Raw genomic sequence first — 23,341 nt, 5'->3', positions numbered from 1 at the left:
CGCGTCCCCCAAAGCGTTAACTCGGTTAAGAACTTAACCAGGTTAACACTTTGATAGGCTGTGTTCATGACGGGACTACGGGAGATCCAGCGGCAGCGGGTCCACGAGGCGATCTCGGCGGCGGCCATCTCGCTCTTCCTGGCGCGCGGCTTCGACGAGGTGCCGGTGACGGAGATCGCGGCCGCGGCGGGGGTGTCGAAGCCGACGCTGTTCAAGTACTTCCCGACCAAGGAAGACCTGGTGCTGCACCGGATCGCCGACCATCAGGGCGAGGCCGCCCGCGTCGTACGGGGGCGGGGGCCGGGGGAGCGGCCGCTGGAGGCGCTGCGCCGCCACTTCCTCGACGGGCTCGCCCGGCGCGACCCGGTCACCGGGCTCAACGACCATCCGGACGTGGTGGCGTACCACCGGATGGTGTTCTCGACGCCGAGCCTGGCGGCGCGGCTGTTCCAGCACATGGCGCAGGACGAGCAGGCCCTGGCCGAGGCGCTCGGGGAGATCACCGACGAGCTGACCGCCGGGCTGGTCGCCGGGCAGGTGCTGGCCGTGCAGCGAGTGCTCGCCCGGCGCAACTGGGCGATGCTGGCCGAAGGCCGGCCGATGGCGGAGGTCGAGGGGGAGGCGACCCGGGCCGCCGGGCGGGCGTTCTCGCTGCTGCCCGTGTTCACGCCTCGCGAACAGCCCGTTTAGGCAGGTGGCAAGGGGTGTACTTGTTACGTTGAGCCTCTTGACCAATTGCAAAAATATGCAATTTGGTGCATTGCGGGGCGCTCTTTACTCGTAGGGAGTGATGGTGAGAGGACCTTTCGCGCACCAAGACGGTTACATTTCCGGACCAGAAGGTAACAGCTCGTGACCGGCGCGCTGGCCTTGGCCTGGGGGCGGCTGCGGGCCGTGCTGCCTGAACGCGAGTCGCTGGCCGCCATGTGCCGCCGCCCCCGCCAGGACCTGCTCGCCGGGCTCACGGTGGCGGTCGTCGCGCTGCCGCTGGCACTCGGGTTCGGCGTCTCCTCCGGGCTCGGCGCCGCGTCCGGGCTGGCCACGGCCGTCGTCGCCGGGGCGCTGGCGGCCCTGCTCGGCGGCTCCGACCTGCAAGTCACGGGCACGAGCGGCGCCATGACGGTGATGCTCATGCCGATCGTCGACGCCCACGGCCCCACCGGCGTGCTCACGGTCGGAGTGCTGGCCGGGCTGCTGCTGGTCGCGCTGGGGCTCACCGGCGCCGGGCGCTACATGGCCGTGGTCCCCGCTCCGGTCGTGGCGGGGTTCACCGTCGGCATCGCCTGCGTGATCGGCCTGCAACAGGTGCCCCAGGCGCTCGGCGTCCCGCCCGAGAACAGCCACAAGGTCATGATCGTGGCCTGGCACGCCGTCCTCGACTTCCTCGCCCACCCGCACTGGTGGGCGACGTCCGTGGCCGTGGCCGTGGCCGCGGTGGTGCTGGTGGCCGCACGCGTACGGCCGAGCCTGCCGTTCGCGCTGCCCGCCGTGGCCATCGCCACCGTCGCCGCCGAGGTGGCCGAGCTGCCGCTGGCCAGGATCGGCGACCTGCCCGCCGGGCTGCCCGCGCCGTCGCTGGGGTTCCTGGATCCGGGGGCGCTGCCGTCCCTGATCGCCCCGGCCGTCGCGGTGGCCGCCCTGGCCGCGCTGGAGTCGCTGCTGTCGGCCAAGGCCGCCGACGGCATGACCGCCGGATGCCGTCACGACCCCGACAGGGAGCTGTTCGGGCAGGGCGTGGCCAACCTCGTCACCCCGCTGTTCGGCGGCATGCCCGGCACGGGCGCCATCGTCCGCACCGCGGTCAACGTCCGCTCCGGCGCCCAGTCGCGGCTCGCGGCGCTGGCCCACGCGGGCATCCTGGCCGCGATCGTCTACTCCGCCGCCGGGCTCGTCTCCCGGATCCCGCTGGCCGCGCTGGCCGGGGTCCTGCTGGCCACGTCGGTGCGCATGATCGACACCGACGCCGTCAAGGCCATGTTCAGGTCCACCCGGGCCGACGCCGTGGTCCTGGTGCTGACGGCCGTCGCCACCCTGACGCTCAACACGGTGGTGGCGGTCATCCTGGGCCTGGTGGTGGCGGGGGCGCTGGCCCTGCGCGCCCTGGCGCGCAACGCCCGCCTCGACGCCGAGCCGCTCCGCCACGACCTGCAGCCCCATCACACCGAGGACGAGCACGCGCTGCTCGCCGAGCACATCGTCACCTACCGCCTGGCCGGGCCGCTGTTCTTCGCCGCGGCCCACCGCTTCCTGATGGAGCTGTCGGAGGTGACGGACGTGTCCGTGGTGGTGCTGCGCATGTCCCGCGTCACCACCATCGACGCCAGCGGCGCGCTGGTCCTGGGCGACGCGATCGAACAGCTCGAGGGGCGGGGCATCCTGGTGTACGTCTCGGGCATCCCGGACGGCCACCACCAGCCGCTGGAGGCGCTCGGGGTGCTCGCCCGGCTGGACGAGGCGGGCCAGGTGTTCGCCACGACCGACGAGGCCATCGCGGCCGCCCGCGACCGCCTCCACCACACCGGCGTCCTCCCTCACCTGGCCGGCTGACCCCTTCCGCCCCACCTGCCTCCCCCAACCCATCGGGGGAGGCACCTCACCTCACGGGGTGCGGCCCACCGCCGTCCGTTGACCGTGCGTCCGTCGGCCGTGCGTGCGGTGCCGGAGGGGCGCCCTCCCCGGGGACCTCGGTGGGAGGGGCCGACGCCATGGATGGGGACCGGCTCACCAAGATTTCGGACCTGGAGCACGCGAGTCCTGTATCCCCCACCGCCCCACCGGCGACACTCGGCGCATGACACGGACTTCCGAGCCTCCCCGCGCGCTCCCGGCCGTCGCGCATCGCTGGCCCACTCTGCTCGGGCTGGGCTTCGCCGTCCTCACCCTCCTGGACTTCGAGGACGGCCGCGGGCTCGGGTTCGTCGTCTTCCTGGCAGCGCTCATCTACCTCGGTGCGGCGGTCCTCGGCAAGCCCGGCACCGTCTGGGCCCTGTTCGTCATCGGCACCGTGGCGTGGGTGGTGCTGGACGCGCTCGGGATCGACGCCTGGCCCGCCCTGATCGGCGGCGCGGTCTCCCTCATCATCCTCGGCCTGGTGGGCGGGCTGTTGCGGCAGCCGTTGCTGACGGCTGCGCAGGTCCCGGCCATGCTGGTCTTCGGCGGGGCGGCGCTGCTGGCGCTGACCCTGTCGCCCCAGGCCGGCGGCTTCCTGGTCGCGGGGGCGCTGATCGCCCACGGTGTGCAGGACCTGCTCGTGTGGCGGGCCAAGCAGGTCGTGGCGCGGTCGATGGCGGAGTTCTGCATGGTCCTCGACCTCCTGCTCGGCGTGGGCATCGTCGTCCTGAGCCTGTGAAGCCCGCTCAGGACTCGGAGTGGTGAGCCTGTGAAGCCCGCTCAGAAGGGGCCGGTGAGCTCGCCGAGCTTGTCGGTCAGCTCCAGGTTCGCCGAGTAGTCGACCGGCACCGCGATCACCGACACCACGTCGTCCGCCAGCGCCTTGCGCAGCGTCGGCAGCAGTTCGTCCGCGTGGGTGATCCGGTAGCCGCGCGCCCCGAAGCTCTCCGCGTACTTGACGAAGTCGGGGTTGCCGAACCTGACGTTGGAGTCGCGCCCCAGCTCCAGGTCCATCTTCCACTCGATCAGCCCGTACGCGCCGTCCTCCCACACCAGCACCACGAACGGGATCCGCTCCCGTACGGCGGTCTCCAGCTCCTGCGAGTTCATCAGGAACGCCCCGTCACCCGTCGCCGCCAGCACCCGGCGCCGGGGGAAGGCCAGCTTGGCCGCCAGCGCCCCCGGCACCGAGAAGCCCATGGACGACAGCCCGTTGGAGACCAGCATCGTGTTCGGCTCGTACGTCGGATACATGCGGGCCATCCACATCTTCACCGCCCCCGTGTCCGCCAGCACGATGTCCTCGCGCCCCATCGCCGCGCGGACGTCGGCCACGATCCGGCGCGGCGACAGCGGGAACCCGTCCTCCGAACGCCCCTGCTCCAGCTCCTCCCGCACCATGCGGCGGATCTTCTCGCCGGTGCCGTTGATCTCGAAGCGCCGGTGTACGGCGTCCGCGAGCGCGTGGAGCGAGCGCGAGATGTCCCCCTGGACGCCGACCGCCACCGGATAGTGGTCGTCCACCTCGGCGGGGAAGCGGTGAATGTGGATGATCTGCTTGTCGCGATGCGGGTTGATCTTGACGGGGTCGAACTCCTGCAGCTCGTACCCCACGCTGATCAGCACGTCCGCCTCGTCGAACCCGAAGTTCACGTAGTCGTGCCGCATGAACCCGACCGCTCCCAGCGCGTGCCGGTGGTCGTCGGGGAAGACGCCCTTGCCGTTGAACGTGGTCGCCACCGGCAGCCCCAGCCGCTCCGAGAAGCGGATCAGCGCCTGCGAGGCCCCGGCGCGCGTGGCCCCGTGCCCGGCCAGCACGATGGGCCGGCGCGCGGTGGCCAGCACGTCGGCCGCGCGGGCGATCTGCGCGGCGGAGGGGTCCTGGGGGCGTACCACGTTGACGGGGAGCGGCCGCAGGTCCGCGGGCACCGGCGCCGACTCGACGTCCTCGGGGATGGCGAGGTAGACGGCGCCGGGACGCTCGGTCTGGGCGGTCTTGAACGCCTTGCGGATCATCTCGGGCAGCGCCTGCGGCGACGGCGCGAGCTCCGACCACTTGGTGATCGGCCTGAACAGCGACACCAGGTCCACCACCTGATGCGACTCCTTGTAGATGCGGTCGAGCCCGACCTGCGCGCTGATCGCCACCACCGGGGTGCTGTTGGTGGTGGCGTCGGCCACGCCGAGCTGCAGGTTGATCGCGCCGGGGCCGAGCGTGGCCGAGGCCACCCCCGCCCTGCCGGTCAGCCTGCCGTAGATCTCGGCCATGAACGCGGCGCCCTGCTCGTGCCGTACGAGGACGTAGCGGATGGAGGAGTCCTGGAGCGCGTCGACGAAGTGGATGTTCTCCTCGCCGGGGATGCCGAAGACGTACTCGACGCCTTCCGCCTCCAGCGCCTGGACGATGAGCCGGGCCGCGTCGGCCTGCGTGGACATGGGACACGCCTTCTTTCCTGAGCGACTGCTTCCCTGCAAGCGCCGCAAGGCCACCGTTCATTCCGGTGTTCCGGCCTCGCCAGCGGGTATCTAAGGAGCGGCTCCCCGGACTGATCTCGCACCAGGAGGGGACCGGGGGCATGGTGGAGCGACCTTTCCGTCTCGCGCTTCTGGGCGGCTTCCGGCTGCTGGCCGGCGACGAGCAGCTCACCGTCTCCAACGGCTCCGAACGGCTGCTCGCGTACATCGCCATCAGCCGCAGGACGGTGCACAGGAACGTGATGGCGACCACCCTCTGGCCCGACGCGCCGGAGCGGCGCGCGCACGCCAACCTGCGCTCCGCGCTGAAACGCCTCGACGGGGTCGGGCGGGCGCTGCTGCACGTCGGGACGACCGAGATCGGGCTGGCCCCGGACACCGGCGTGGACTTCGACGACGCTCGCGCGCTGGCGCAGCGCCTCATCGACCCCACCGTCCAGGCGGAGGAGGCCGCGGTCTGCGCGGGGTCCGTCGAGGTGCTGGCCAACGGCCTGCTGCCCGGCTGGTACGAGGAATGGGTGCTGGCCGCCGCGGACGAATGGCACCAGCTGCGGCTGCACGCCCTGGAGGCCCTGTCGGCGATCTTCGTCAGGCAGCGGCGGTTCGCCGAGGCCGTGGCGGCCGCGAGCGTGGCCGCGCACGCGGACCCGCTGCGGGAGAGCGCCTGCGCCGCGCTCATCGAGGCCCATCTCGCGGAGGGCAACCAGGCCGAGGCGATCCGCCACTTCCGGCACTACACGGAGAGCCTGCGGGCCGAGCTCGGCATCGAGCCGACCCCCAGGTTGCGGGAGCTGGTGGCCAGCCTGCGCGGTCGCTGAGCGAGCCCGGTCACGCTGCGGTCACGTCGGCATCACGGCGCGGTGACACGGCCCCCTCCACGCTGATGGTGACAGAAGGGAGACCGGCAATGCGCATCAAGAAGAGCCTGATCCTGGCTGGTCCAGCGCTTCTCACCGCTGTCACTCTCAGTCCCCTGGCCGCCTCGCCGGCTCAGGCGCTCGCGGAGACCTCCGCGGCGAGCGCGCAGACGACCACCCTCGTCGCGAGCAAGCCACCCAAGGAGAAGAAGGCCGAGTACAAGAAGGGCCGCATGGCCGGTTACAGCGACGGCCGCAGCGCCTGCGAGAAGAAGGAGCCCTACAGCCTGAAGTACTCCGGCGGCGGCGCCTACCAGCGAGGGTTCACCGACGGCTACAACTCGGGTTACCACAGCTGCTAGCGATCTCGGCCACTGAGCTGGACCCCACCCGCGCCCGCGGGGTGGGGTCCACCCCTGTTCCGGCCCAAGCGGGGCCACCCCTGTTTCAGCCCAGCCGGGCCACCCCGTCGAGCAGGCGGTCCACGTCGGAGCGGTCGTTGTAGTGGACCAGGCCCGCCCGCACCGCCCCGCCCGAGTCGCGGATGCCGAGCGCGCCGGTCAGCTCCCAGGCGTAGTTGTGGCCGTTCCAGACGTTCACGCCGAGCCCGGCCAGGTGCTCGGCCACCTGGCGCGGGGTGTGCCCGGCCACGTTGAAGTAGGCGGTGGCGGTGCGCCTGGCGGGTTTGCCGTACACCGTGACGTGCGGCATCGTCTCCAGCCCTTCGATCAGCACCGCGAACAGCGCCAGCTCGTGCTCCTCCGCCGCGCTCATCGAGGCCAGCAGGCGCTCGCGGCGGGTGCCCGTGCCCGGGACCAGGGCGGCCAGGTGGTCCACGGCCGCCGTCACCCCGGCCAGGTCGGCGAAGGCCGCCGTCCCCGTCTCGAACCGCTCCGGCACCGTGTCGGGGGAGGAGGCCAGCTTGTCCGGCCGCAGCGTCTCCAGCAGCGCCGGATCGGCCACGACCGCGCCGATGTGCGGGCCCGACCACTTGTACGCGCTCGTGGCGTAGAAGTCGGCGCCCAGGGCGCGCATGTCCACCGGGCCGTGCGGGGTGGCGTGCACGCCGTCCACGTACATGAGCGCGCCCGCCCGGTGCGCCAGCTCGGCGATCGCGGCCACGTCGGGACGGGTGCCGAGGATGTTGCTGGCCGCCGTCACCGCGACCAGCCTGGTGCGTTCGCCGATCAGGTCCGCGTACTGCGCCACGGGCAGCTCGCCGGTGACCGGGTCCACCTCGGCCCAGCGTACGGTGGCGCCGGTCTGGGTCCAGGGCCGGACGTTCGCGTCGTGGTCCAGCCTGGAGACCACGACCTCGTCGCCCGGCCCCGCGATGGCCCTGGCCAGGCGGTAGGTCAGCGTGGTCATGTTCGGGCCGAGCACCACGCCGTCCGGGTGCCCGCCGACGAGGTCGGCCACGGCGGCGCGGCAGGCCGCCACGATGGCGCCGGAGCGGTCGCTGGCCGGGAAGGCTCCGCCGACGTTGCCGATCCCGGCCCGGTAGGCGGCGGAGACGGCGTCGATCACCGGCTGCGGGGTCTGGGTGCCGGCCGCGCCGTCGAGGTAGGCGAAGCCGTCGGCAAGCGCAGGGTAGGAGGAACGTACCAATTCGATGGGGAATGTCGGATCGAGCATGATAGGTAGATGCTCACCCTCAGAGACCTCAACCGGGCCACCTTGGCCCGCCAGCACCTTCTCGACCGGCACGAGGGTGACGTGACCGATGTCGTACACCGGCTGGTCGGCCTGCAGGCGCAGGAGCCGCGGCCGCCGTACCTGGGGGTGTGGTCCCGGCTGGCGGGGTTCGAGCGGGACGACCTGCACGCGGCGCTGCACGCCCGCACGCTGGTGCGGGCCACCCTGTGGCGCGCGACGCTGCACCTGGTGACCGCGGCGGACTTCGCCGCGTTCCGCCCGGTGGTGCGGCCCGTGCTGGCCGCCGCCGCGCGCCGCTTCGATGGCGTCGACTTCGACGCGGTCGTGGCCGCCGCCGACCGGCTGCTGGCCGCGGGGCCCATGACCTTCAACGAGCTGAGGCCCAGGCTGGAGGAGGAGTTCCCCGGCGCGTACGACCGGGCGCTCGGGTACGCCGTGCGCATGCTCACCCCGTTGATCATGGTGCCGACGGAGGACCGGTGGAGCTTCCCGCGCGAGTCCGCGTTCACGCTGCCCGGCATCGCCCTGGAGTCCGCGGGCGTGGAGGCGCTGGTCGAGCGCTACCTGGCCGCGTTCGGCCCGGCGACCCCCGCCGACGTGCAGACCTGGTCCGGCCTGGGCGGCCTCAAACGCGTCATGTCCGGCATGGAGCTGGAGAGGCTCACGGACTTCACGGGAAGGGAGCTGTACGACCTGCCCGGCGCGCCGCGCCCCGGCGGCGACGCGCCCGCCCCCGTGCGGTTCCTGCCCGACTTCGACACGCTGGCCCTGGGCCACGCGGATCGCACCCGCGTGCTGGCCGACGAGTTCAAGGGCCGGGTCGCCACCAAGAACCTCCGGGTCAAGGCGGTCTACCTGGTGGACGGCTTCGCGGCCGGGACGTGGCAGATCAAGCGCACCGCGAAGAAGGCCACGCTGATCGTCAGCCCGTTCACCTCCACCTCTCTCGACGTGCTCGAGGAGGAGGGGCTGCGGCTGCTGGCCTTCGCGGAGCCCGACGCGGTCCCGTCCCTTGAAGTGATCGACGGAGTCTGATTGGTTCGGTGCGGAGGTGTCACCTATGGCCCAGCTGACCGCCCTGGACGCGCAGTTCCTCCATTTCGAGACCGCCACGAACATCGCCAACATCGCCGGCCTGGCCATCCTCGACGGCGACCTCAACCGCGCGGATCTCCAGGCCCTGCTCGAGCGGCGGCTGCCGCACGTGCCCGCGCTGCGGCGCAAGCTGGCCCCCGTGCCGTTCGGGTTGGACCACCCGTACTGGATGCAGGAGGACGATCTCGACCTCGACTACCACGTACGCGAGATCGGCCTGCCGCCGCCGGGCGACGACCGGCAGCTCGCCGACCAGGTCTCGCGGCTGCACGCGCGGCGGCTGGACCGCGGCCGGCCGCTGTGGGAGATCTACCTGATCCACGGGCTGTACGGCGGGCGGATGGGCCTCTACACCAAGATCCACCACGCGGCCGTGGACGGGATCGGGGGCGCCGACGTCCTGGCCGCCCTCCTGGACACCAGCCCGACGCCCGCGCCGCCGCCCGCCGAGGAGCCCTCGCGCGACGCCCCGCCTCCGGGGGCCGCGGAGATGGTGGCGCGCGGGCTGGCGAGGCTGGCCGGCAACCCGGCGCTCGCCCTGCGCTTCGCCGCCAGGGCCGTCCCGCACCTGGACGAGATCCCCGTCGTGTCCTGGATCCCGGGCAGCCAGGCCGTCTCCTCGCTCGCCCGGCGGCTGGCCGGGACCGGGCAGGCCCCCGAGCTGCCGGCGCTGCCCGCGCCGAGGACGCCGTTCAGCGGTCCCGTGTCGGCGCACCGGCGCTTCGCGTTCGTGTCGCTGCCGCTGGAGGAGATCAAGCGGGTGCGCAAGGCGTTCGGGGTCACCGTCAACGACGTGGTCATGGCGGTGTGCGCGGGCGCGCTGCGCGCGTGGCTGGCCGCGCACGGCGGCGTCCCGCACCAGCCGCTGGTGGCGGGGGTGCCGTTCTCGCTGCGCGCGGCCGGCGTGGAGGGCCCCGGCAACCAGGTGGCGATCATGACCGCGCCGCTGGCCGTGCACGTCGAGGACCCCGTCGCCCGGCTGCACCACGTGCGGCACGCCATGCAGCGGATCAAGGACCGCTTCTCGCTGTCGCCCGCGCGCTGGCTGCGCGAGTTCAGCGAGTCGATGCCGGCGGCGCTCATGGGGCTGGCCGCCCGCTCGGCCTTCTCGCTCGTCGGGCAGACCGCGCCGCCGATCAACGTGGGCGTCTCGAACGTGCCCGGACCGCAGTTCCCCCTGTACGTGTGCGGGGCCCGGCTGCTGACCCACTACCCGGTGTCGGTGATCACGGACGTGAGCGGCGGCGTGAACATCACCGCCTTCTCCTATGACGGCTCCCTCGACATCGGGGTCGTCACCGACAGAGAGATGGTGCCGGACGCCTGGGAACTGGCCGCCGACCTGCGCGCGGCCCTCGACGAGCTGCTCCACGCGGAAGCGACCCTCCCGCACTAGCCCCACCCAGGCCGGAACTGTCGGTGCGGTGTGGGACCTTGGGAGCGCCGAGGAAGGGAGCATCGCATGTCAACCGCCCGGGAGCTCTACGACGACCTGGTCACCGAGCAGCTCGTCCGTCCCGAGGTGAGCCTGGGGCGGATGTTCCACTCCGAGGGTCTCAAGGTCAACGGCAAGGTGTTCGCGTTCTTCTCCAAGGAGCAGCGGGTCGTGCTCAAGCTCCCCGCCGCGCGGGCGGCCGAGCTGGTGGAGGGGGGCACGGCCGACGAGATGGTCATGGCGGCCCGGCGGATGCGGGAGTGGGTGTCCCTGCGCACGCCGGACGAGGAGGTCTGGCGCGGCCTGCTGGCGGAGGCCGCCACCTACGTGGGGTCCCTGACCCGCTGACACGCCCGCCGGTCGGCGGCCGGCTGGGGCCACTGGCGGGCGCAGTTGGGTAGCTTGGAAGGAGGCGGCCTGCCAGGTCTCCCGACTTCGCCGTTCCCTCAGACCCGAGGTGCCGATGGTTTCAGCCCCAATGTCATAGGTCCCCGCGTTTCAGCGTCGTGTGTCCAAAGCGAGCGAGGAGTGTGTTTTGTCCGAAGCAGCAGAGGTTCTCGAACTCGACGACAACGTCGCCGACGGTGGCGCGGCCGTCGGCGCCGACTCGGTCAAGGCTTATCTGAAGGAGATCGGCCGCGTGCCGCTGCTCACGGCCGAGCAGGAGATCGATCTGGCCAAGCGCATCGAGGCCGGGCTGTTCGCGCAGGAGCGGCTCGAGACCGAGCCGTGCATGCCCGCCGAGCTGCGCGCCGATCTGGAGTGGATCGCCGCGGACGGCGAGGTCGCCAAGCGGCGCATGCTGGAGGCCAATCTGCGGCTGGTCGTCTCCATCGCCAAGCGCTACACCGGGCGCGGCATGCTCTTCCTCGACCTGATCCAGGAGGGCAACCTGGGCCTGATCCGGACGATCGAGAAGTTCGACTACCGGCTGGGCTACAAGTTCTCCACGTACGCGACGTGGTGGATCAAGCAGGCCATCACCCGGGCCATGGCCGACCAGGCCCGGACGATCCGCATCCCCGTGCACATGGTCGAGCTGATCAACAAGGTCGCGCGGATGGAGCGCCGCCTGCAGACCGACCTCGGCCGCGAGCCCACGCCCGAGGAGCTGGCCAAGGAGTGCGAGCTCGAGGTCGACCGCGTCATCGAGGTCCAGGGATACGGCCGCGAGCCGATCTCCCTGAGCACGCCGCTGGGCGAGGAGGGCGACAGCGAGTTCGGCGACCTCATCGAGGACACCGAGGCCGTCTCCCCGGCCGACGCGGTGTCGTTCACGCTGCTCCAGCAGCAGCTGCACGCCCTGCTCGACCAGCTCTCCGAGCGCGAGGCGGGCGTGATCAGCATGCGCTACGGCCTCAACGACGGCAAGCCGATGACCCTCGACGAGATCGGCCGCATCTACGGCGTCACCCGCGAGCGCATCCGCCAGATCGAGGCCAAGACGATGTCCAAGCTCCGCCACCCGTCCCGATCCCTGGCGCTGCGCGACTACCTGAGCTGACCCGCGACTGAAAGGCTGCGCAAACGGAGAGCCAAGACTGTCGCCACGGACCTGTGGGGACAGGCGGGCTGTCCTAGATTCCCAGGAGTGAAACGCGCCCGATCGAGCCTCGTCCACCAACTCGCCTACGCGGTCAAGAACCCGGACCGGATCGCGCCCCACCTGCGGCGGCTGGCCCGCGACACCTGGTTCCGGCTGCGCACGCGCGATCACGTCGCCTACTACCGGGCCGTCATGAAGTCCGACACCGCGCGGGACCCCGAGGGCGCGGTCGGTTCGCACCGGCACGGACGGTGGCTGGCGATGGGGCGCATGCAGTTCGACTATCTGGTGGACCACGGGCTCAAGCCGGACTACCGGATGCTGGAGATCGGGTGCGGCAACCTGCGCGCCGGGCGGCTGTTCATCGACTACCTGCACACCGGAAACTACTACGGCATCGACATCTCGCCCGACATCCTCATGGCGGCCCAGGACACGATCGTCGGGCACGGGCTCAACGACAAGCTGCCCCACCTCACGCCCGTCCGCGACCTGCGCTTCGCCTTCCTGCCCGGCGAGCACTTCGACGTCGTCCACGCGCACAGCGTGTTCTCGCACTCGCCGCTGCACGTCATCGAGGAGTGCCTCGCCCACGTGGGGCGGGTCATGAAACCGGCCGCCTGGTTCGACTTCACCTTCGACCGCACCGAGGGCAAGGAGCACCAGGTGCTGCGGGAGGACTTCTACTACCGCACCGAGACGCTGGTGGCGCTGGCCGCCCGGTACGGGCTGCGGGCGAGGTTGATGGACGACTGGGAGCGCGGGCCGCACAAGCAGTCGAAGATCCGCATCACCAAGGGTTAGCGGGCCGACTCCCAGAACTCCTCCAGCCTGGCCGCGCCGCTCGCCGGATCCTGCAGCAGCCACCAGTGGCCGAGCCCCGGCAGCTCGGCCACGGTGGCGCCCGCTCTGGCCGCGCTCTCCTCCGCCACGCTCCGCACCAGGAACGCGTCACCCTCGGGAACGATCACCAGGCCGGGCGCCGGGACGTCCGCGAACCCGGGCGACCACTCCTCCCCGACCCGCACGGCCGACCGGTAGAGGGCCAGGATGCTGCCGGCCATGACCTGGTCGACGCCGGCCGCGATCTCCAGGGCGTGCTCGAACGGCACGCCGAAGCCCTCGAACCCCTTGGCCCGCTCCTCCAGGGGCGTGGCCAGCAGCTGCTCGAAGAACTCCTCGCCGACCCCGGGCGTCTGCCAGAGCCTGGCCAGGTCGTGCCATTCGAAGGCGGGGTGGCCGAGCCCGGCGGCGTCCGTGGCCCACGTGCGTACGAGGTCGGGCCGGGTGCTGACCAGGCGCACCACCAGGCCGCCGCCCCAGTCGTGACCGACCAGGTCGATCTCGTCGCCCGCCATCGCCTCCAGCTCGCCGGCCAGCCACGCCACGTACTCCTCCTTCGTGGCGGAGAACCCGTCCGGCCGGGGGCAGCCGAAGCCCGGCATCCGCAGCGCCCGCACGTCCTGGCGGCTCAGGGCGGCGCGGAGGGGGTCCCAGACGGCGGCGGTCTCAGGGACGCCGTGAACCAGCACAAGGGTCATTCCCCGACCGTACGCCGCGAATATCCGGCTGCATACGCTCCGAACCCTCCTTTACAGTGTGGGGAGTGAGAGACGTACGGGCGTTGCCCAAGGCCCACCTGCATGTTCACCTGGAGAGCACCGTCCGGCCCGCGACCGTGCGCGACCTGGGCGGCACGCCCGAGCGCAGCGAGTTGTTCGCGAGTTTCCGGGAGTTCGGCGACGAGCGGGCGCGGGTGCGGGACCTGCTGCGCACGCCCGAGCACTTCCGCCGGATCGCGGTGGAGTTCTGCGAGGACGAGGCCGCCCAGGGCACCCGCTACGTCGAGGTGACCTTCACCGCCGCCTCCCACGGCGAGCGGGTGGGGGACCCGGAGATGCCGCTGGAGGCGGTGATCGAGGGGCTGGAGGAGGGCTCGTCCCGCTACGGCATCGAGTACAACGTGCTGCTCGACCACTCAAGGCGGCGGCCGGTGGAGCGGCTGTGGCGCACGTTCAAGCTGGCCGGCCGCCACGACCGGGTGATCGGCATGGGGCTGGCCGGCGACGAGAGCTACCCGCTGGCGCCGTTCGCGCAGGTGCTCGACGCGGCGAGAGACGCGGGGCTGCGCCTGGTCCACCACGCGGGCGAGGCCGCCGGGGCCGCCAGCATCCGCGAGGCGCTCTCCCTGGGGCACGCCGAGCGCCTCGGGCACGGCATCCGGGTGCTGGACGACGCCGCGCTGGTGGCCGAGGTGCGCGAGCGCGGGATCCCGCTGGAGGTCTGCCCCACCTCCAACGTCCTGCTCGGGTTCGTCCCCTCCCTGCCGGAGCACCCGCTGCCCCGGCTGAGGGAGGCCGGGCTGGTGGTCACGGTCAACTCCGACGGGGAGACGGCCCTGGCCGACGAGTACGCGCGGCTGCGGGACGTGTTCGGGTACGGCGACGCGGACCTGGCCGACCTGGCCCGGGCCTCGATCGAGGCGTCGTTCGCGCCGGAGCCCGTCAAGGCGCGGCTGCGGGCGGAGGTGGACGCCTGGCTCGCCGCCGAGTGACGCGTGGGCGTCCCCATGGTCGCGTGAGAAGCTGTCGGCATGGACTTATCGAAGCCGGGTACGCCGTCCGTGACCCAGCGGCTGCCTGAGCGGGTGGTCTTCGCGGGGGTGGTCGGCGCGATGCTGCCGCTCCTCCATATCGGATGGGCGCTGCTCGGCGCCGCGCTGGCGGACGAATCTCGATGCGGGCACTTCGGGTGCATCGAGCCGCTCGTCGAGGCGTGGGAGATCGGGCGCTGGCTCGTGCCGGTGCTGGCCTGGCCGCTGCTCGGCCTCCTGCGCGTCCGGCCGGCGTGGCACGTCGCGCTCGTGGCCCCGCTGTTCCTGGTGCCGCTCTGGGAGCTCAGCGCCCGCCCCGAGATGCTGTTCGGCGTGCTGAGCACCGTGCTGGCCTACCCGTTCGCCGCCCTGGTGACCGCGCCGGGCGCCTCCTGGCGGCAGCGCGGTCTGGGCGTGGCACTGTTCCTCCTGCTCTGTGGCGCCCTCGCCGTGCCCGGTTAGCCCACCCGGCCGTTGCGGGGCCGTACGCGGTGCAGCTCCAGGCCGATGTCGACCACCTCGGCCCGTTCGAGGCCGGCCACCTCGTCGAGGGGCACCCACGCGGCCCGGTCCGTGCTGCCGGCGACCTCGTGGCGCAGGGCGCCGCCGGTGATGCGGCCCTCGTAGACGATGCGCAGGCCGTGGAAGTCCGCCTCGCGGCCCTCGCCCCGGGGGTAGCGACAGTGCAGGGTGCTCATGCCCAGCAGGGTCTCGATCGCCACCGTGTAGCCGGTCTCCTCCTCCACCTCGCGGATCGCGGCGTCCACCGGGTCCTCGGCGTGCTCGATGCCGCCGCCGGGGAGCGTCCAGTGCCGCTCGCCGGAGGGGCCGACCCAGCGCGCGAGCAGGATCCGGCCGTCGTCGACGCAGATCGCGTACGCGGCCACGCGCAGCTCCCTGGTGATGATCACGAGGCGGGAGCGGCGGTGCTGCTGCGGACGACGAGGCTGGTGGCGAGCTCTATGCGCGTCCCGACCGGGCCCCTCGGATGGGTCAGCTCCTCCGAGATGAGGCGGACCGCCTCATTGGCCATGTCGTCGAGCGGCTGGCGGACCGTGGTGAGCGGCGGCGACATCATCTCGCACCACGTGGAGTCGTCGAAGCCGACCACGGACAGCTGGGCCGGCACCCGGATCCCGCGCTCGGTGGCCGCCTGGTAGACACCGGCCGCCTGCATGTCGGAGCCGGCGAAGATGGCGGTGGGGCGGTCGGGGCGCTCGAGGAGCTCGGCCCCGAACTCCCGGCCGCCGGAGATCAGGAAGTCGCCGTAACGGGTCAGCCCGGGGTCGGGGTCGATCCCGAACGTCCGGTGCGCCGCCAGGTAGCCCTCGTACCGGTCGAGCGTGCACTGCGTCTCGAGCGGCCCGCCGATGAAGCCGATCCTGGTGTGCCCCAGCTCCAGCAGGTGGGTCGTGGCCATGACGCCGCCCGACCAGTTGGTGGCTCCGACGGTGGAGATGCGCGGATCACGCTTGCCCACCGGGTCGAGCAGCACCAGCGGCACGTGCAGGAGCTCCTCGATGGCCGAGATCTCCTCCTGGTTGGCCCGCGACAGCACCAGCACGATGCCGTCGGTGCTGCGCTTGCGCACGATCCCGATCCAGCGCCGCAGGTCGAAGTCGGCCCGCGCGGACGAGGTCACCACGAGCGAGAAGCCCCACCGGGCGGCCGCCTGCTCCGCGCCCCTGATGAGCACCTGGGCCCACGGGGAGCCGAGCCCGTCGATGAGCAGGTCGACGAGACCGGCCCGGGGAGTGCTCGGCGGGCGCGGGGCCTCGTATCCGAAGGCCCTGACCGCTTCGAGCACCTTGTCCCTGGTGGCGGCGGAGACGTGCTTCTTTCCGCTCAGGACCTTGGAGACCGTCGGCACGGACACTCCGGCGGCGGCGGCGACGTCCGCCAGCGTTGCTCGAGCCACAGGACCTCCGCGTTGCAACTTTCGGAAAAACCCTCAGAGCCACAGGTTGCCCGCTGACCTGGAGCAGACTGCTACCCGATCGGCGCTGTTGACATCGCTGCGCGTCCGAGCCTACCGTAACCCTTCGGCAATGTCACGGTAATCTTTCGGAAAGTGTGCCGGAAACTTTCCGATGGCGAGGGGTGTATGAACGGGGTCGAAAAACCGCTCGCGGGGCTGTGGCGGCGCGGGCTCCGGTCGTTCGGCGCCGGGCATGTCTCGGAGGGGCGCCCCGGCCCGCTCTCCGACGTCGTACGCCCGCTGGAGCCGGCCTTCCGGTACGTCGTCACCTTCGCCGACGGCGACACCGGCCCGGACGCCGCGGCGACCGCCGGGATAGCGCCGAGGATCCTCCCACCCCTACAGGAGCAGTGAAATGTCGCGCTTGGATGCTTTCAGGACCCGTATCGGGGGCTTCGCCTACGGCGGCGACTACAACCCGGAGCAATGGGACCCCACCGTGTGGCGGGAGGACGTCCGGCTCATGCGTGAGGCCGGCGTCAACATCGTCTCCCTCGGCGTCTTCGCGTGGGCGTCCCTGGAGCCGGAGCCGGGCAAGTACGAGTTCGGCTGGCTGGACGAGATCATGGACCTCCTCCACGAGAACGGCATCAGCGTCAACCTGGCCACCCCGACCGCGGCCCCGCCCGTCTGGCTCACCCACCTGCACCCCGAGGTGTTCCCGGTGATGGCCGACGGGGAGCGGTTCGGGTTCGGCAACCGGCTGCACTACGACCCGTCGTCGCCCATCTACCGCGAGTACGCGGCCGGCATCACCACCAAGCTCGCCGAGCGCTACTCCTTCCACCCGGCGCTGGCGATGTGGCACATCTCCAACGAGTACGGGCCCACGGCGTACAACGAGGCCGCCTCGGCCAACTTCAGGCGCTGGCTGCAGCGCCGCTACGGCGACCTGGAGACCCTGAACGAGGCGTGGTACACCCGCTTCTGGAGCCAGCGCTACACCGACTGGGACCAGGTCGAGGTGCCCCACATCCCGCGCACGTGGATGAACCCGGCCCGCCGGCTCGACTTCAAGCGCTTCACCTCCGACGCCCTCCTCGAGTGCTACCTCGCCGAGCGGGACATCGTCCGCTCCTTCCGCGACGACATCCCGGTCCTGACGAACTTCATGCGCTTCTTCAAGCACGCCGACTACTGGAAGTGGGCGCCCGAGGAGGACGCGGTCGCGCTCGACATCTACCCCAACCCCGCCGACGCCGACTCGCACGTCTCGGCCGCCTTCCAGTACGACCTGTTCCGCTCGCTCAAGGGCGGGCAGCCGTGGCTGCTCATGGAGCAGGCGGCCAGCGCGGTCAGCCAGTGGCAGCTCAACATCGTCAAGGAGCCCGGCCGGATGCGGCTCGGCTCGCTGCAGGCGGTGTCGCGGGCGGCGGACTCGGTGATGTTCTTCCAGTGGCGGGCCGGCCGGGGCGGCCAGGAGCGCTTCCACTCGGCGATGCTGCCGCACTCCGGGCCGGACTCGCGCACGTTCAGGGAGATCGTGGACCTGGGGCGGGAGATGAAGCTGCTCGCTCCTGTGGCGGGGACGACCTCGCGGGCCGAGATCGCGATCCTGTTCGACTGGGACGGCTGGTGGGGGCTGGAGGAGACCGCGGGGCTGCCACGCCAGGACCTCAGCTACCCGGACACGGTCATGCGGCACTACACGCCGCTGTGGTCGAACAACCATCCGGTGGACGTCGTGTCCGCGTCGTCGTCGCTGGACGGGTACAAGGTGCTCGTGGTGCCGAACGCGTACCTGATCGGTGACGAGGGCGTGCGGCGGATCACCGAGTTCGCCGAGAACGGCGGGACGGTCGTCATGTCGTTCTTCTCCGGCGTGGTCGACGAGTGCAACCGGGTGCGGCCCGACGGCTACCCGGGCGCGTTCCGGCAGCTCATCGGGGCCAAGGTGGACGAGTACTGGCCGGCGCGGCCGCACGAGGTCTTCTCCGTGGAGTTCCCCGACGGGCGGCGGACGACCTCGACGTGGTGGCGCGACGACCTGCACCTGGAGACCGGCACGGCGCTGGCCACCTACGGCGACGGGCTGCTGGCCGGCCGGGCCGCCGTGGTGGAGAACCGCTACGGCGCGGGGCGCGTGGTCTACTTCGCGACCCTCCTGGAGCAGGCCGCCTTCGACGCCGAACTGCTCGCGGCCGTGGCGGCGGCGGGCGTCCGCTCGCCGTTCCCGCAGGCGCCCGCCCACGTGGAGTGCGCCGTGCGGGGGGACGAGGAGCACGAGTACGTGTTCCTGCTCAACCACAGCGGCGAGCTGGGCGCGTCCGTCCCGTTCGAGGGGGAGGGGACCGACCTGCTCACCGGGCAGGCGGTGTCGGGCCCGGTCGAGCTGGCCCCTCTGGGGGCGGCGGTCATCCGGCGCGCCCGCTCGTAATCCTGCGTAAGCCCCGGCGGCAGGCTGCCTGCCGGGGCTTTTGACTCAAGCCTTTACCCCAAACGTAGATCTATATCCGTTTCATGGGGTTATGTTTGCCTTTGTCCGTTTCGGCGGGTAGCTTGGTAGTCGTTACCGGCGAGTGACCTGGACCTTACCAACGTGGAAGGCACCACTCGGCCGGATCCCTCTGGTTGGATTCACGCTCCACGTGCCGCCCTCATGGCGTCATGCCCGGCTACGTGAGTGAAGAGCGTACTGCCCTGTCGCCGAACGAAGGACCCCGCCTACCCATGTCTGCTCGCCTGCACTCTATCGCCATGCTCACCGCCTCCGTGCTGACCGCCATGGCCGTCGGCTCGCCCGCGGCGCACGCTGACGCCGAGGCCGGCAGCACGATCACTCAGACGGCCGTGCTCCAGGGCTCGACCACCGCGTCGTACTTCTGGGACGACTCCTCCGGCCGCGCGGGTGACACCGGTCTGCCCGCCGCCGGCAAGCCCATGCAGAAGGGGCTGGCCGCCAGCCCGAGCTGGCCGCTCATGACCGAGGGCTACGTCATCTACAAGGGCAAGAAGCTCCCGTTCTTCGTCGGTGACCGCGGTCCCGGCAACCCCTCCAACAGCGGCGTGATGCTCGACCTCGACGCCAAGACGTTCGCCGAGCTGACCGGCGGCACGTTCAACCCCGACACCCTCGCCGTGGACGGCGTCGGCGGCGCTGGCCACATCAAGATCGACTACGTCGTGACCAAGTGGGGCGGCGGCGTCGGCAAGAAGAACTACCCGGTCGCCTACTCCACCGGCGCCTGGGCCGAGAAGGACGCCAACCCGGTCGTCCAGACGGTTTCGGTGAAGCTCCCCGCGAACTGAGCTCGCCATCCCCCGAGGGCACCCCTGACCAGGGGTGCCCTTTTCGCGTGCCGGTATCGTTGGGCCGAGCGCGCCTGGTGGCTCGTCTACACCGGCCGCCGCGCGAGCGCCCCGGAGCTGGGGGACGTGAGCTGGGCGCACGGCACCGACCTCGGCGTCGCGTCCTCGTCGGACGGCGGCGTCCCCCAGGCGTGGCCGGGGCACGAGCGCCACATCCGCCACTACACCAGCCCCGACCTCGTCCGGTGGACGTTCCGGTCCACCCTCGGCCTGTCCTCCCCGTACGTGATCGACGCCTGCGTGGCCGCGCTGCCCGGCGGCGGCCACCGGCTCTGGTACAAGGACGAGGGCGACGGCTCGCACACCTGGGCCGCCGACAGCGCCGACCTGCACCATTGGCAGGTCCGCGGACCCGCCGTGACGATCTCCGCGCACGAGGGGCCCAACGTGTTCACGCTCGGGGACCGGCACTGGATGATCGTCGACGAGTGGCGCGGCCAGCGCGTGCTGGTCTCGGACGACCTCGACGCCTGGGAGCCGCGGGACCTCATCCTCGACCGGCCGGGCACGCGCCCGGACGACGACGGGTTCGGCCATCACGCGGACGTCGTGGTGACGGGGGAGGAGGAGGCGGTGATCTTCTACTTCACCCACCCGGGCGGGGGCCGCCGCTCGTCGGTCCAGGCCGCCCGGCTGCGGGTGCGGGACGGCGAGCTGACCTGCGACCGCGACGAGCCCCTCACCGGCCCCCTCCTGCCCGTCGAGGGCCCCTGACCCCGCCTCACCTGCAGCGCTCCCACCGGTGCGGCCAGAAGAGCCATCTTGCTCACGGCCGTCTTTTGCGGCGGTACTCGGACTTGATCCACGACAGCCGCTCAACCCGGGCCTGCGCCTCGAGGCAGCACTCGCACGGGCCGTCGTCCAGCACCAGACGGTCGAGGACGTCCGTCCCGTGGATAATGACCAGCGACTCCACCAGGATGCGGCTCTCCCGGGTGAGCCGGTGCCGCCGCCTCCCGTAGCCGGCGAGGTATTCGTCGATGGCGGCCACCGTGTCCGCGTCCAAGGTCATGAGGGAAAGGCTCGGCCATGGGGCCGGCCGGCGCAAGATCTCCGATCAGCCGAGCGTGACGAGGATCCCGTCGTCGTCGCTGAACAGCTCGGCGCCAGGGCGGAAGGTGGCGCCGCCGAAGGTGACGGGGACGTCGCGCTCGCCGCCGCCCGCCTTGGCGCTCTTGCGGGGGTTGGAGCCGAGGGCCTTGACGCCCAGGTCGAGCTCGCGCAGGGCGGCGACGTCGCGTACGGCGCCGTTGATGACCACGCCGGCCCAGCCGTTGGCGACCGCCATGCCGGCGATGACGTCGCCCATGAGGGCGGTGTGCAGGGAGCCGCCGCCGTCCACCACCAGGACCCGGCCCTCGCCGGGCTCGGACAGGACGGACTTGAGCAGGACGTTGTCCTCGTGGCACCGGACGGTGACGACCGTGCCGCTGAAGGCGCGCCGGCCGCCGTACTGGCGGAGCTGCAGGTCGCAGGAGTCGAGCTGGTCGCCGCGCTCGTCGTACAGGTCTGCGGTGACAACGGTCATGGTGGAACCTTCCTACGGTTGAAGCGCTCCCCACGGATGAATCCGGGGGATTCCAGCCGTCCCAACCGTGCGGCTACGCGCATGGTCGCGACGCTGTTGCTTGGCGATTCACCTTCCGGCCCCGCTTTCGCGGGTTTCCACGCCCCAACACGCGCACCCGGTCTGAGTCGTGCGTGCTCCGCCCTCCCGGCGGCGAGCAGATCCTTGCCCGGTCCCCCTCGCGAGCTTGGTTATCACTCGTGTTCGACCGCGACCCACCATACTCACGCCGGGCACGTCACCGCAGTCGATTCCCGTCAATGCACGCTCGCGCCCTGGCGGGCACTCCCGCGCCGGGCTTACCCCCATGGCTGAAGCCAGGGGTCCGCGCCCGGCATTACGGATCGACGGGAAGCCGCCGGGCGGCCATGCCGGCCCAGCCGAGGCTAAGCGCGGTGACGAGGAGCACGCCGCCGGCCCCGAGCCCGGCGGCCACGAGCCCGGCCGCGCCGGGGATGACCAGCTGGCCGGTACGGTTGCCGACCAGCCGCAGGGACATGGCCCGGCCGCGCATCCCGGCGGGGGCGGACTCGGCCAGCCACGACATGGTCAGCGGCTGCCCCACCCCCAGCCCGAACCCCGCGACCAGCAGCAGCGCGGCCAGCGCCCACAGCGGCATGGACACGGGTGTGAGCAGCATGGCGACCGCCGCCGCGAGGGTGCTGCCGACCAGCAGCCTGCGCCGGCCGATCAGGCGGGCGAGGTGGCCGAGGAAGAAGCGCGAGCCCATGGACGCGACGCCGCGTACGGTCAGCAGCAGCCCCACGGCGCTCGCGGTCAGGCCCTGCTCGGTGCCGAGCGCGGGCAGGTACGCCAGCGTGATGTCGACCGCGGACAGCACCACGCAGCTGGTCACCAGGGCGTGCGCGAGGCCGGGCAGGCGCAGCAGCGAGCGCAGGTCCCCGCCCTCGGCCCGGTTCCCCGCGGCCGCGCCGCTGCGCGGGAGCAGCGCGGACAGCGCGAGGAGGAGCACGCCGAGGGCGCAGGACCAGGCGAAGATGCGGCCGGTGTCGGGGATGGAGCCGTCGCCGCCGAGCAGGCTGATCATGAGCGGGCCGGCGGCCTGGCCGAGGGACGCGGCGAAGGTGTAGTGGCCGAAGGCGGTGTCGTGGCGGCCGTGCTCGGTGGTGTTGGCGACCAGGGCCTGCTGCGCGATGACGCTGCCCAGGTGGCCGGTGCCGAGCAGGATCCCGGCCGCGACCAGGCCGGGGACGGTGTGGCCGAACGCGGTGAACGCGACGGCGGAGGCGGTGAGCAGGAGCGCGCCCGCCACGGCCATGCGGCGCTCGCCGTACCGGTCGGCGGCGTGACCGGCGGGCAGGGCCAGCAGCAGCGGCGCGATGGCGAAGCTGGCGCCGAGCACGCCGAGCCAGGCCGTGGGCACGTCGAGCTCGATCGCGCGGTACGACATGGTGGGCCGCAGCACGAAGGTGATCACCTGGGTGCCGGTGGAGTGGGCGAGCAGGACCGCGTGCCGATGCCAGGCGTCAGGCATCTACCTCGTCCTGCTGGTGCTTGCGCAGCCGCCAGGCGGCCTGGGCGCCGAGGCTGGTGTCGATGTGCTCGCGCATCACGCCGGCGGCCGACTCCGCGTCGCCCGCGATGACGTACTCCAGCAGGGCCTCGTGCTCGGCGGCCTTGCGGTCGCGGGCGTCCTGGCCGCGCTCGACCTCCAGGGCGAGGCGGCGGTAGCGGTCGCTCTTGTCCCACAGGCTGTCGAGGGTCTGGATGAGCAGGTCGTTGTGGGAGGCCGAGTAAAGGGCGGCGTGGAACCTGCGGTGCGCGACGAGCTGCTCGTAGGCGGGGTTGCCGGGCAGGGGTTCGAGGCCCTCGTGGGCGGCGCGCATGGCGGCGATGTCGGCCTTGGTACGGCGTTCGGCGGCCAGCGCGACCGCGAGGGGGTCGAGGGAGCGGCGCAGCTCCAGCAGGTCGCGGGCCTCCTCGGCGGCCAGCGGTGCCACGCGGGCGTCGCGGTGGGCGTCCAGCTCGACCAGCCCCTCGCTCTTGAGCCGGCGCAGCGCCTCGCGCAGGGGAGTGGTGCTGATGCCGATGTCGCGGGCCAGCCGGGCCTGGGCGATGACGGAGCCGGGGGCCAGCCGGCCGGACAGGATCAGCTCCTTGACCTGCAGGTAGGCGTAGTCCGCCTTCGTCGTGTAGAGCTCGGCCGCTGATTCGCCCATCGCTGTCCTGTCTCGTGGCTGACCGTTATAACCTACACCG

Annotated in this window: 24 protein-coding genes and 1 pseudogene; 16 read left to right on the top strand and 9 right to left on the bottom strand. The window is 71.9% G+C overall.

The window, feature by feature from the left end:
* Positions 1-66: 66 nt before the first annotated feature.
* The 3 genes from H4W80_RS13420 to H4W80_RS13410 all read left to right on the top strand — a co-directional run bounded on the left by H4W80_RS13420 (position 67) and on the right by H4W80_RS13410 (position 3,349).
* A complete protein-coding gene (locus H4W80_RS13420) occupies positions 67-690 on the top strand; it encodes a TetR family transcriptional regulator (protein WP_192785395.1) in 624 nt (207 codons plus the stop codon).
* Between the two features lie 162 nt (positions 691-852).
* Positions 853-2,547: a SulP family inorganic anion transporter gene (locus H4W80_RS13415; RefSeq protein WP_378526096.1), complete on the top strand. Its 1,695-nt coding sequence runs from the start codon at positions 853-855 to the stop codon at positions 2,545-2,547.
* A 244-nt stretch (positions 2,548-2,791) separates the two neighbouring features.
* Entirely contained in the window at positions 2,792-3,349 is a 558-nt protein-coding gene (locus H4W80_RS13410) for a hypothetical protein (protein ID WP_192785394.1), read from the top strand.
* A gap of 41 nt (positions 3,350-3,390) precedes the next feature.
* Here the strand turns inward: H4W80_RS13410 and H4W80_RS13405 are convergent, their stop codons facing one another.
* On the bottom strand, positions 3,391-5,046 hold the full coding sequence (locus H4W80_RS13405; RefSeq protein WP_192785393.1) for an acetolactate synthase large subunit: 1,656 nt from the start codon (positions 5,044-5,046) through the stop codon (positions 3,391-3,393).
* A 140-nt stretch (positions 5,047-5,186) separates the two neighbouring features.
* Here H4W80_RS13405 and H4W80_RS13400 point away from each other — a divergent pair, with 140 nt between their 5' ends.
* Both H4W80_RS13400 and H4W80_RS13395 read left to right on the top strand, forming a co-directional pair.
* The gene (locus tag H4W80_RS13400; protein ID WP_192785392.1) at positions 5,187-5,903 is read left to right on the top strand and encodes an AfsR/SARP family transcriptional regulator; all 717 of its coding nucleotides are present in this window, start codon (positions 5,187-5,189) and stop codon (positions 5,901-5,903) included.
* 89 nt (positions 5,904-5,992) lie between these two features.
* On the top strand, positions 5,993-6,304 hold the full coding sequence (locus tag H4W80_RS13395; RefSeq protein WP_192785391.1) for a hypothetical protein: 312 nt from the start codon (positions 5,993-5,995) through the stop codon (positions 6,302-6,304).
* An 85-nt stretch (positions 6,305-6,389) separates the two neighbouring features.
* Here the strand turns inward: H4W80_RS13395 and H4W80_RS13390 are convergent, their stop codons facing one another.
* On the bottom strand, positions 6,390-7,577 hold the full coding sequence (locus H4W80_RS13390; RefSeq protein ID WP_192785390.1) for a cysteine desulfurase-like protein: 1,188 nt from the start codon (positions 7,575-7,577) through the stop codon (positions 6,390-6,392).
* Positions 7,578-7,586: 9 nt separating this feature from the next.
* On the opposite strand from H4W80_RS13390, the gene H4W80_RS13385 reads away from it, so the two are divergent.
* From H4W80_RS13385 to H4W80_RS13365, 5 genes and pseudogenes are all read left to right on the top strand, one after another.
* On the top strand, positions 7,587-8,633 hold the full coding sequence (locus H4W80_RS13385) for a winged helix DNA-binding domain-containing protein (protein WP_192785389.1): 1,047 nt from the start codon (positions 7,587-7,589) through the stop codon (positions 8,631-8,633).
* 25 nt (positions 8,634-8,658) lie between these two features.
* Complete coding sequence (locus tag H4W80_RS13380; protein WP_192785388.1) at positions 8,659-10,089, top strand: WS/DGAT/MGAT family O-acyltransferase; 1,431 nt, start codon at positions 8,659-8,661, stop codon at positions 10,087-10,089.
* 66 nt (positions 10,090-10,155) lie between these two features.
* A complete protein-coding gene (locus H4W80_RS13375) occupies positions 10,156-10,476 on the top strand; it encodes an MmcQ/YjbR family DNA-binding protein (protein WP_192785387.1) in 321 nt (106 codons plus the stop codon).
* Between the two features lie 139 nt (positions 10,477-10,615).
* Positions 10,616-11,632, top strand: a pseudogene (locus tag H4W80_RS13370) (RNA polymerase sigma factor); the annotation flags it as partial.
* Between the two features lie 87 nt (positions 11,633-11,719).
* Positions 11,720-12,478 carry a class I SAM-dependent methyltransferase gene (locus tag H4W80_RS13365; protein WP_192785385.1) on the top strand — a complete coding sequence of 253 codons (759 nt, stop codon included), beginning with the start codon at positions 11,720-11,722 and terminating at the stop codon, positions 12,476-12,478.
* Here H4W80_RS13365 and H4W80_RS13360 read toward each other — a convergent pair.
* Positions 12,475-13,215 carry an alpha/beta fold hydrolase gene (locus tag H4W80_RS13360; RefSeq protein WP_192785384.1) on the bottom strand — a complete coding sequence of 247 codons (741 nt, stop codon included), beginning with the start codon at positions 13,213-13,215 and terminating at the stop codon, positions 12,475-12,477. The genes H4W80_RS13365 and H4W80_RS13360 overlap by 4 nt on opposite strands.
* 65 nt (positions 13,216-13,280) lie before the next feature.
* Here H4W80_RS13360 and add point away from each other — a divergent pair, with 65 nt between their 5' ends.
* Positions 13,281-14,228, top strand: coding sequence for an adenosine deaminase (gene add, locus H4W80_RS13355; protein ID WP_192785383.1), 948 nt, complete (start codon positions 13,281-13,283; stop codon positions 14,226-14,228).
* A gap of 39 nt (positions 14,229-14,267) precedes the next feature.
* Positions 14,268-14,729, top strand: a complete 462-nt coding sequence (locus H4W80_RS13350) for a hypothetical protein (protein WP_192785382.1) — start codon at positions 14,268-14,270, stop codon at positions 14,727-14,729.
* On the opposite strand, the gene H4W80_RS13345 is transcribed toward H4W80_RS13350, so the two are convergent.
* Together H4W80_RS13345 and H4W80_RS13340 are read right to left on the bottom strand one after the other, a co-directional pair.
* On the bottom strand, positions 14,726-15,178 hold the full coding sequence (locus H4W80_RS13345) for an NUDIX hydrolase (RefSeq protein WP_318786847.1): 453 nt from the start codon (positions 15,176-15,178) through the stop codon (positions 14,726-14,728). The genes H4W80_RS13350 and H4W80_RS13345 overlap by 4 nt on opposite strands.
* The gene (locus H4W80_RS13340) at positions 15,175-16,185 is read right to left on the bottom strand and encodes a LacI family DNA-binding transcriptional regulator (RefSeq protein WP_318786846.1); all 1,011 of its coding nucleotides are present in this window, start codon (positions 16,183-16,185) and stop codon (positions 15,175-15,177) included. The genes H4W80_RS13345 and H4W80_RS13340 overlap by 4 nt, the downstream gene beginning before the upstream one ends.
* Positions 16,186-16,371: 186 nt before the next feature.
* On the opposite strand from H4W80_RS13340, the gene H4W80_RS13335 reads away from it, so the two are divergent.
* The 4 genes from H4W80_RS13335 (at position 16,372) to H4W80_RS13320 (ending at position 20,268) form a co-directional block, all read left to right on the top strand.
* Positions 16,372-16,599, top strand: a complete 228-nt coding sequence (locus H4W80_RS13335; RefSeq protein ID WP_192785381.1) for a hypothetical protein — start codon at positions 16,372-16,374, stop codon at positions 16,597-16,599.
* Between the two features lies 1 nt (position 16,600).
* A complete protein-coding gene (locus H4W80_RS13330; protein WP_225963414.1) occupies positions 16,601-18,622 on the top strand; it encodes a beta-galactosidase in 2,022 nt (673 codons plus the stop codon).
* 293 nt (positions 18,623-18,915) lie between these two features.
* On the top strand, positions 18,916-19,494 hold the full coding sequence (locus H4W80_RS13325) for a hypothetical protein (protein WP_192785380.1): 579 nt from the start codon (positions 18,916-18,918) through the stop codon (positions 19,492-19,494).
* Between the two features lie 126 nt (positions 19,495-19,620).
* Positions 19,621-20,268 (top strand): glycoside hydrolase family protein, encoded by a 648-nt coding sequence (locus H4W80_RS13320; RefSeq protein WP_225963413.1) that lies wholly within the window; start codon positions 19,621-19,623, stop codon positions 20,266-20,268.
* 52 nt (positions 20,269-20,320) lie between these two features.
* On the opposite strand, the gene H4W80_RS13315 is transcribed toward H4W80_RS13320, so the two are convergent.
* The 4 genes from H4W80_RS13315 to H4W80_RS13300 form a co-directional block, all read right to left on the bottom strand.
* Positions 20,321-20,566: a hypothetical protein gene (locus H4W80_RS13315; RefSeq protein ID WP_192785379.1), complete on the bottom strand. Its 246-nt coding sequence runs from the start codon at positions 20,564-20,566 to the stop codon at positions 20,321-20,323.
* A 45-nt stretch (positions 20,567-20,611) separates the two neighbouring features.
* On the bottom strand, positions 20,612-21,082 hold the full coding sequence (rraA, locus tag H4W80_RS13310; protein WP_192785378.1) for a ribonuclease E activity regulator RraA: 471 nt from the start codon (positions 21,080-21,082) through the stop codon (positions 20,612-20,614).
* Positions 21,083-21,458: 376 nt separating this feature from the next.
* The gene (locus H4W80_RS13305) at positions 21,459-22,616 is read right to left on the bottom strand and encodes an MFS transporter (protein WP_192785377.1); all 1,158 of its coding nucleotides are present in this window, start codon (positions 22,614-22,616) and stop codon (positions 21,459-21,461) included.
* Positions 22,609-23,301, bottom strand: a complete 693-nt coding sequence (locus H4W80_RS13300) for a GntR family transcriptional regulator (protein ID WP_192785376.1) — start codon at positions 23,299-23,301, stop codon at positions 22,609-22,611. Before H4W80_RS13300 ends, H4W80_RS13305 begins: the two co-directional genes overlap by 8 nt.
* Positions 23,302-23,341: the final 40 nt, after the last annotated feature.

Origin of the sequence: Nonomuraea angiospora, assembly GCF_014873145.1 — a bacterium.
GTDB classification, from domain to species: domain Bacteria; phylum Actinomycetota; class Actinomycetes; order Streptosporangiales; family Streptosporangiaceae; genus Nonomuraea; species Nonomuraea angiospora.
The sequence above is the reverse complement of the archived record's forward strand: the minus strand, read 5'-3'. Positions and strand labels throughout refer to the sequence as shown.

Excerpts from the sequence above, each read along its gene's own strand:
- H4W80_RS13390 (WP_192785390.1), bottom strand. The coding sequence starts at position 7,577 with ATGCTCGATCCGACATTCCCCATCGAATTGGTACGTTCCTCCTACCCT.
- H4W80_RS13380 (WP_192785388.1), top strand. The coding sequence starts at position 8,659 with ATGGCCCAGCTGACCGCCCTGGACGCGCAGTTCCTCCATTTCGAGACC.
- H4W80_RS13405 (WP_192785393.1), bottom strand. The coding sequence starts at position 5,046 with ATGTCCACGCAGGCCGACGCGGCCCGGCTCATCGTCCAGGCGCTGGAG.
- H4W80_RS13350 (WP_192785382.1), top strand. The coding sequence starts at position 14,268 with ATGGACTTATCGAAGCCGGGTACGCCGTCCGTGACCCAGCGGCTGCCT.
- H4W80_RS13410 (WP_192785394.1), top strand. The coding sequence starts at position 2,792 with ATGACACGGACTTCCGAGCCTCCCCGCGCGCTCCCGGCCGTCGCGCAT.
- H4W80_RS13305 (WP_192785377.1), bottom strand. The coding sequence starts at position 22,616 with ATGCCTGACGCCTGGCATCGGCACGCGGTCCTGCTCGCCCACTCCACC.
- H4W80_RS13300 (WP_192785376.1), bottom strand. The coding sequence starts at position 23,301 with ATGGGCGAATCAGCGGCCGAGCTCTACACGACGAAGGCGGACTACGCC.
- H4W80_RS13360 (WP_192785384.1), bottom strand. The coding sequence starts at position 13,215 with ATGACCCTTGTGCTGGTTCACGGCGTCCCTGAGACCGCCGCCGTCTGG.
- H4W80_RS13315 (WP_192785379.1), bottom strand. The coding sequence starts at position 20,566 with ATGACCTTGGACGCGGACACGGTGGCCGCCATCGACGAATACCTCGCC.
- H4W80_RS13330 (WP_225963414.1), top strand. The coding sequence starts at position 16,601 with ATGTCGCGCTTGGATGCTTTCAGGACCCGTATCGGGGGCTTCGCCTAC.
- H4W80_RS13335 (WP_192785381.1), top strand. The coding sequence starts at position 16,372 with ATGAACGGGGTCGAAAAACCGCTCGCGGGGCTGTGGCGGCGCGGGCTC.
- H4W80_RS13375 (WP_192785387.1), top strand. The coding sequence starts at position 10,156 with ATGTCAACCGCCCGGGAGCTCTACGACGACCTGGTCACCGAGCAGCTC.
- H4W80_RS13385 (WP_192785389.1), top strand. The coding sequence starts at position 7,587 with ATGCTCACCCTCAGAGACCTCAACCGGGCCACCTTGGCCCGCCAGCAC.
- rraA (WP_192785378.1), bottom strand. The coding sequence starts at position 21,082 with ATGACCGTTGTCACCGCAGACCTGTACGACGAGCGCGGCGACCAGCTC.
- H4W80_RS13395 (WP_192785391.1), top strand. The coding sequence starts at position 5,993 with ATGCGCATCAAGAAGAGCCTGATCCTGGCTGGTCCAGCGCTTCTCACC.
- H4W80_RS13325 (WP_192785380.1), top strand. The coding sequence starts at position 18,916 with ATGTCTGCTCGCCTGCACTCTATCGCCATGCTCACCGCCTCCGTGCTG.
- H4W80_RS13400 (WP_192785392.1), top strand. The coding sequence starts at position 5,187 with ATGGTGGAGCGACCTTTCCGTCTCGCGCTTCTGGGCGGCTTCCGGCTG.
- H4W80_RS13420 (WP_192785395.1), top strand. The coding sequence starts at position 67 with ATGACGGGACTACGGGAGATCCAGCGGCAGCGGGTCCACGAGGCGATC.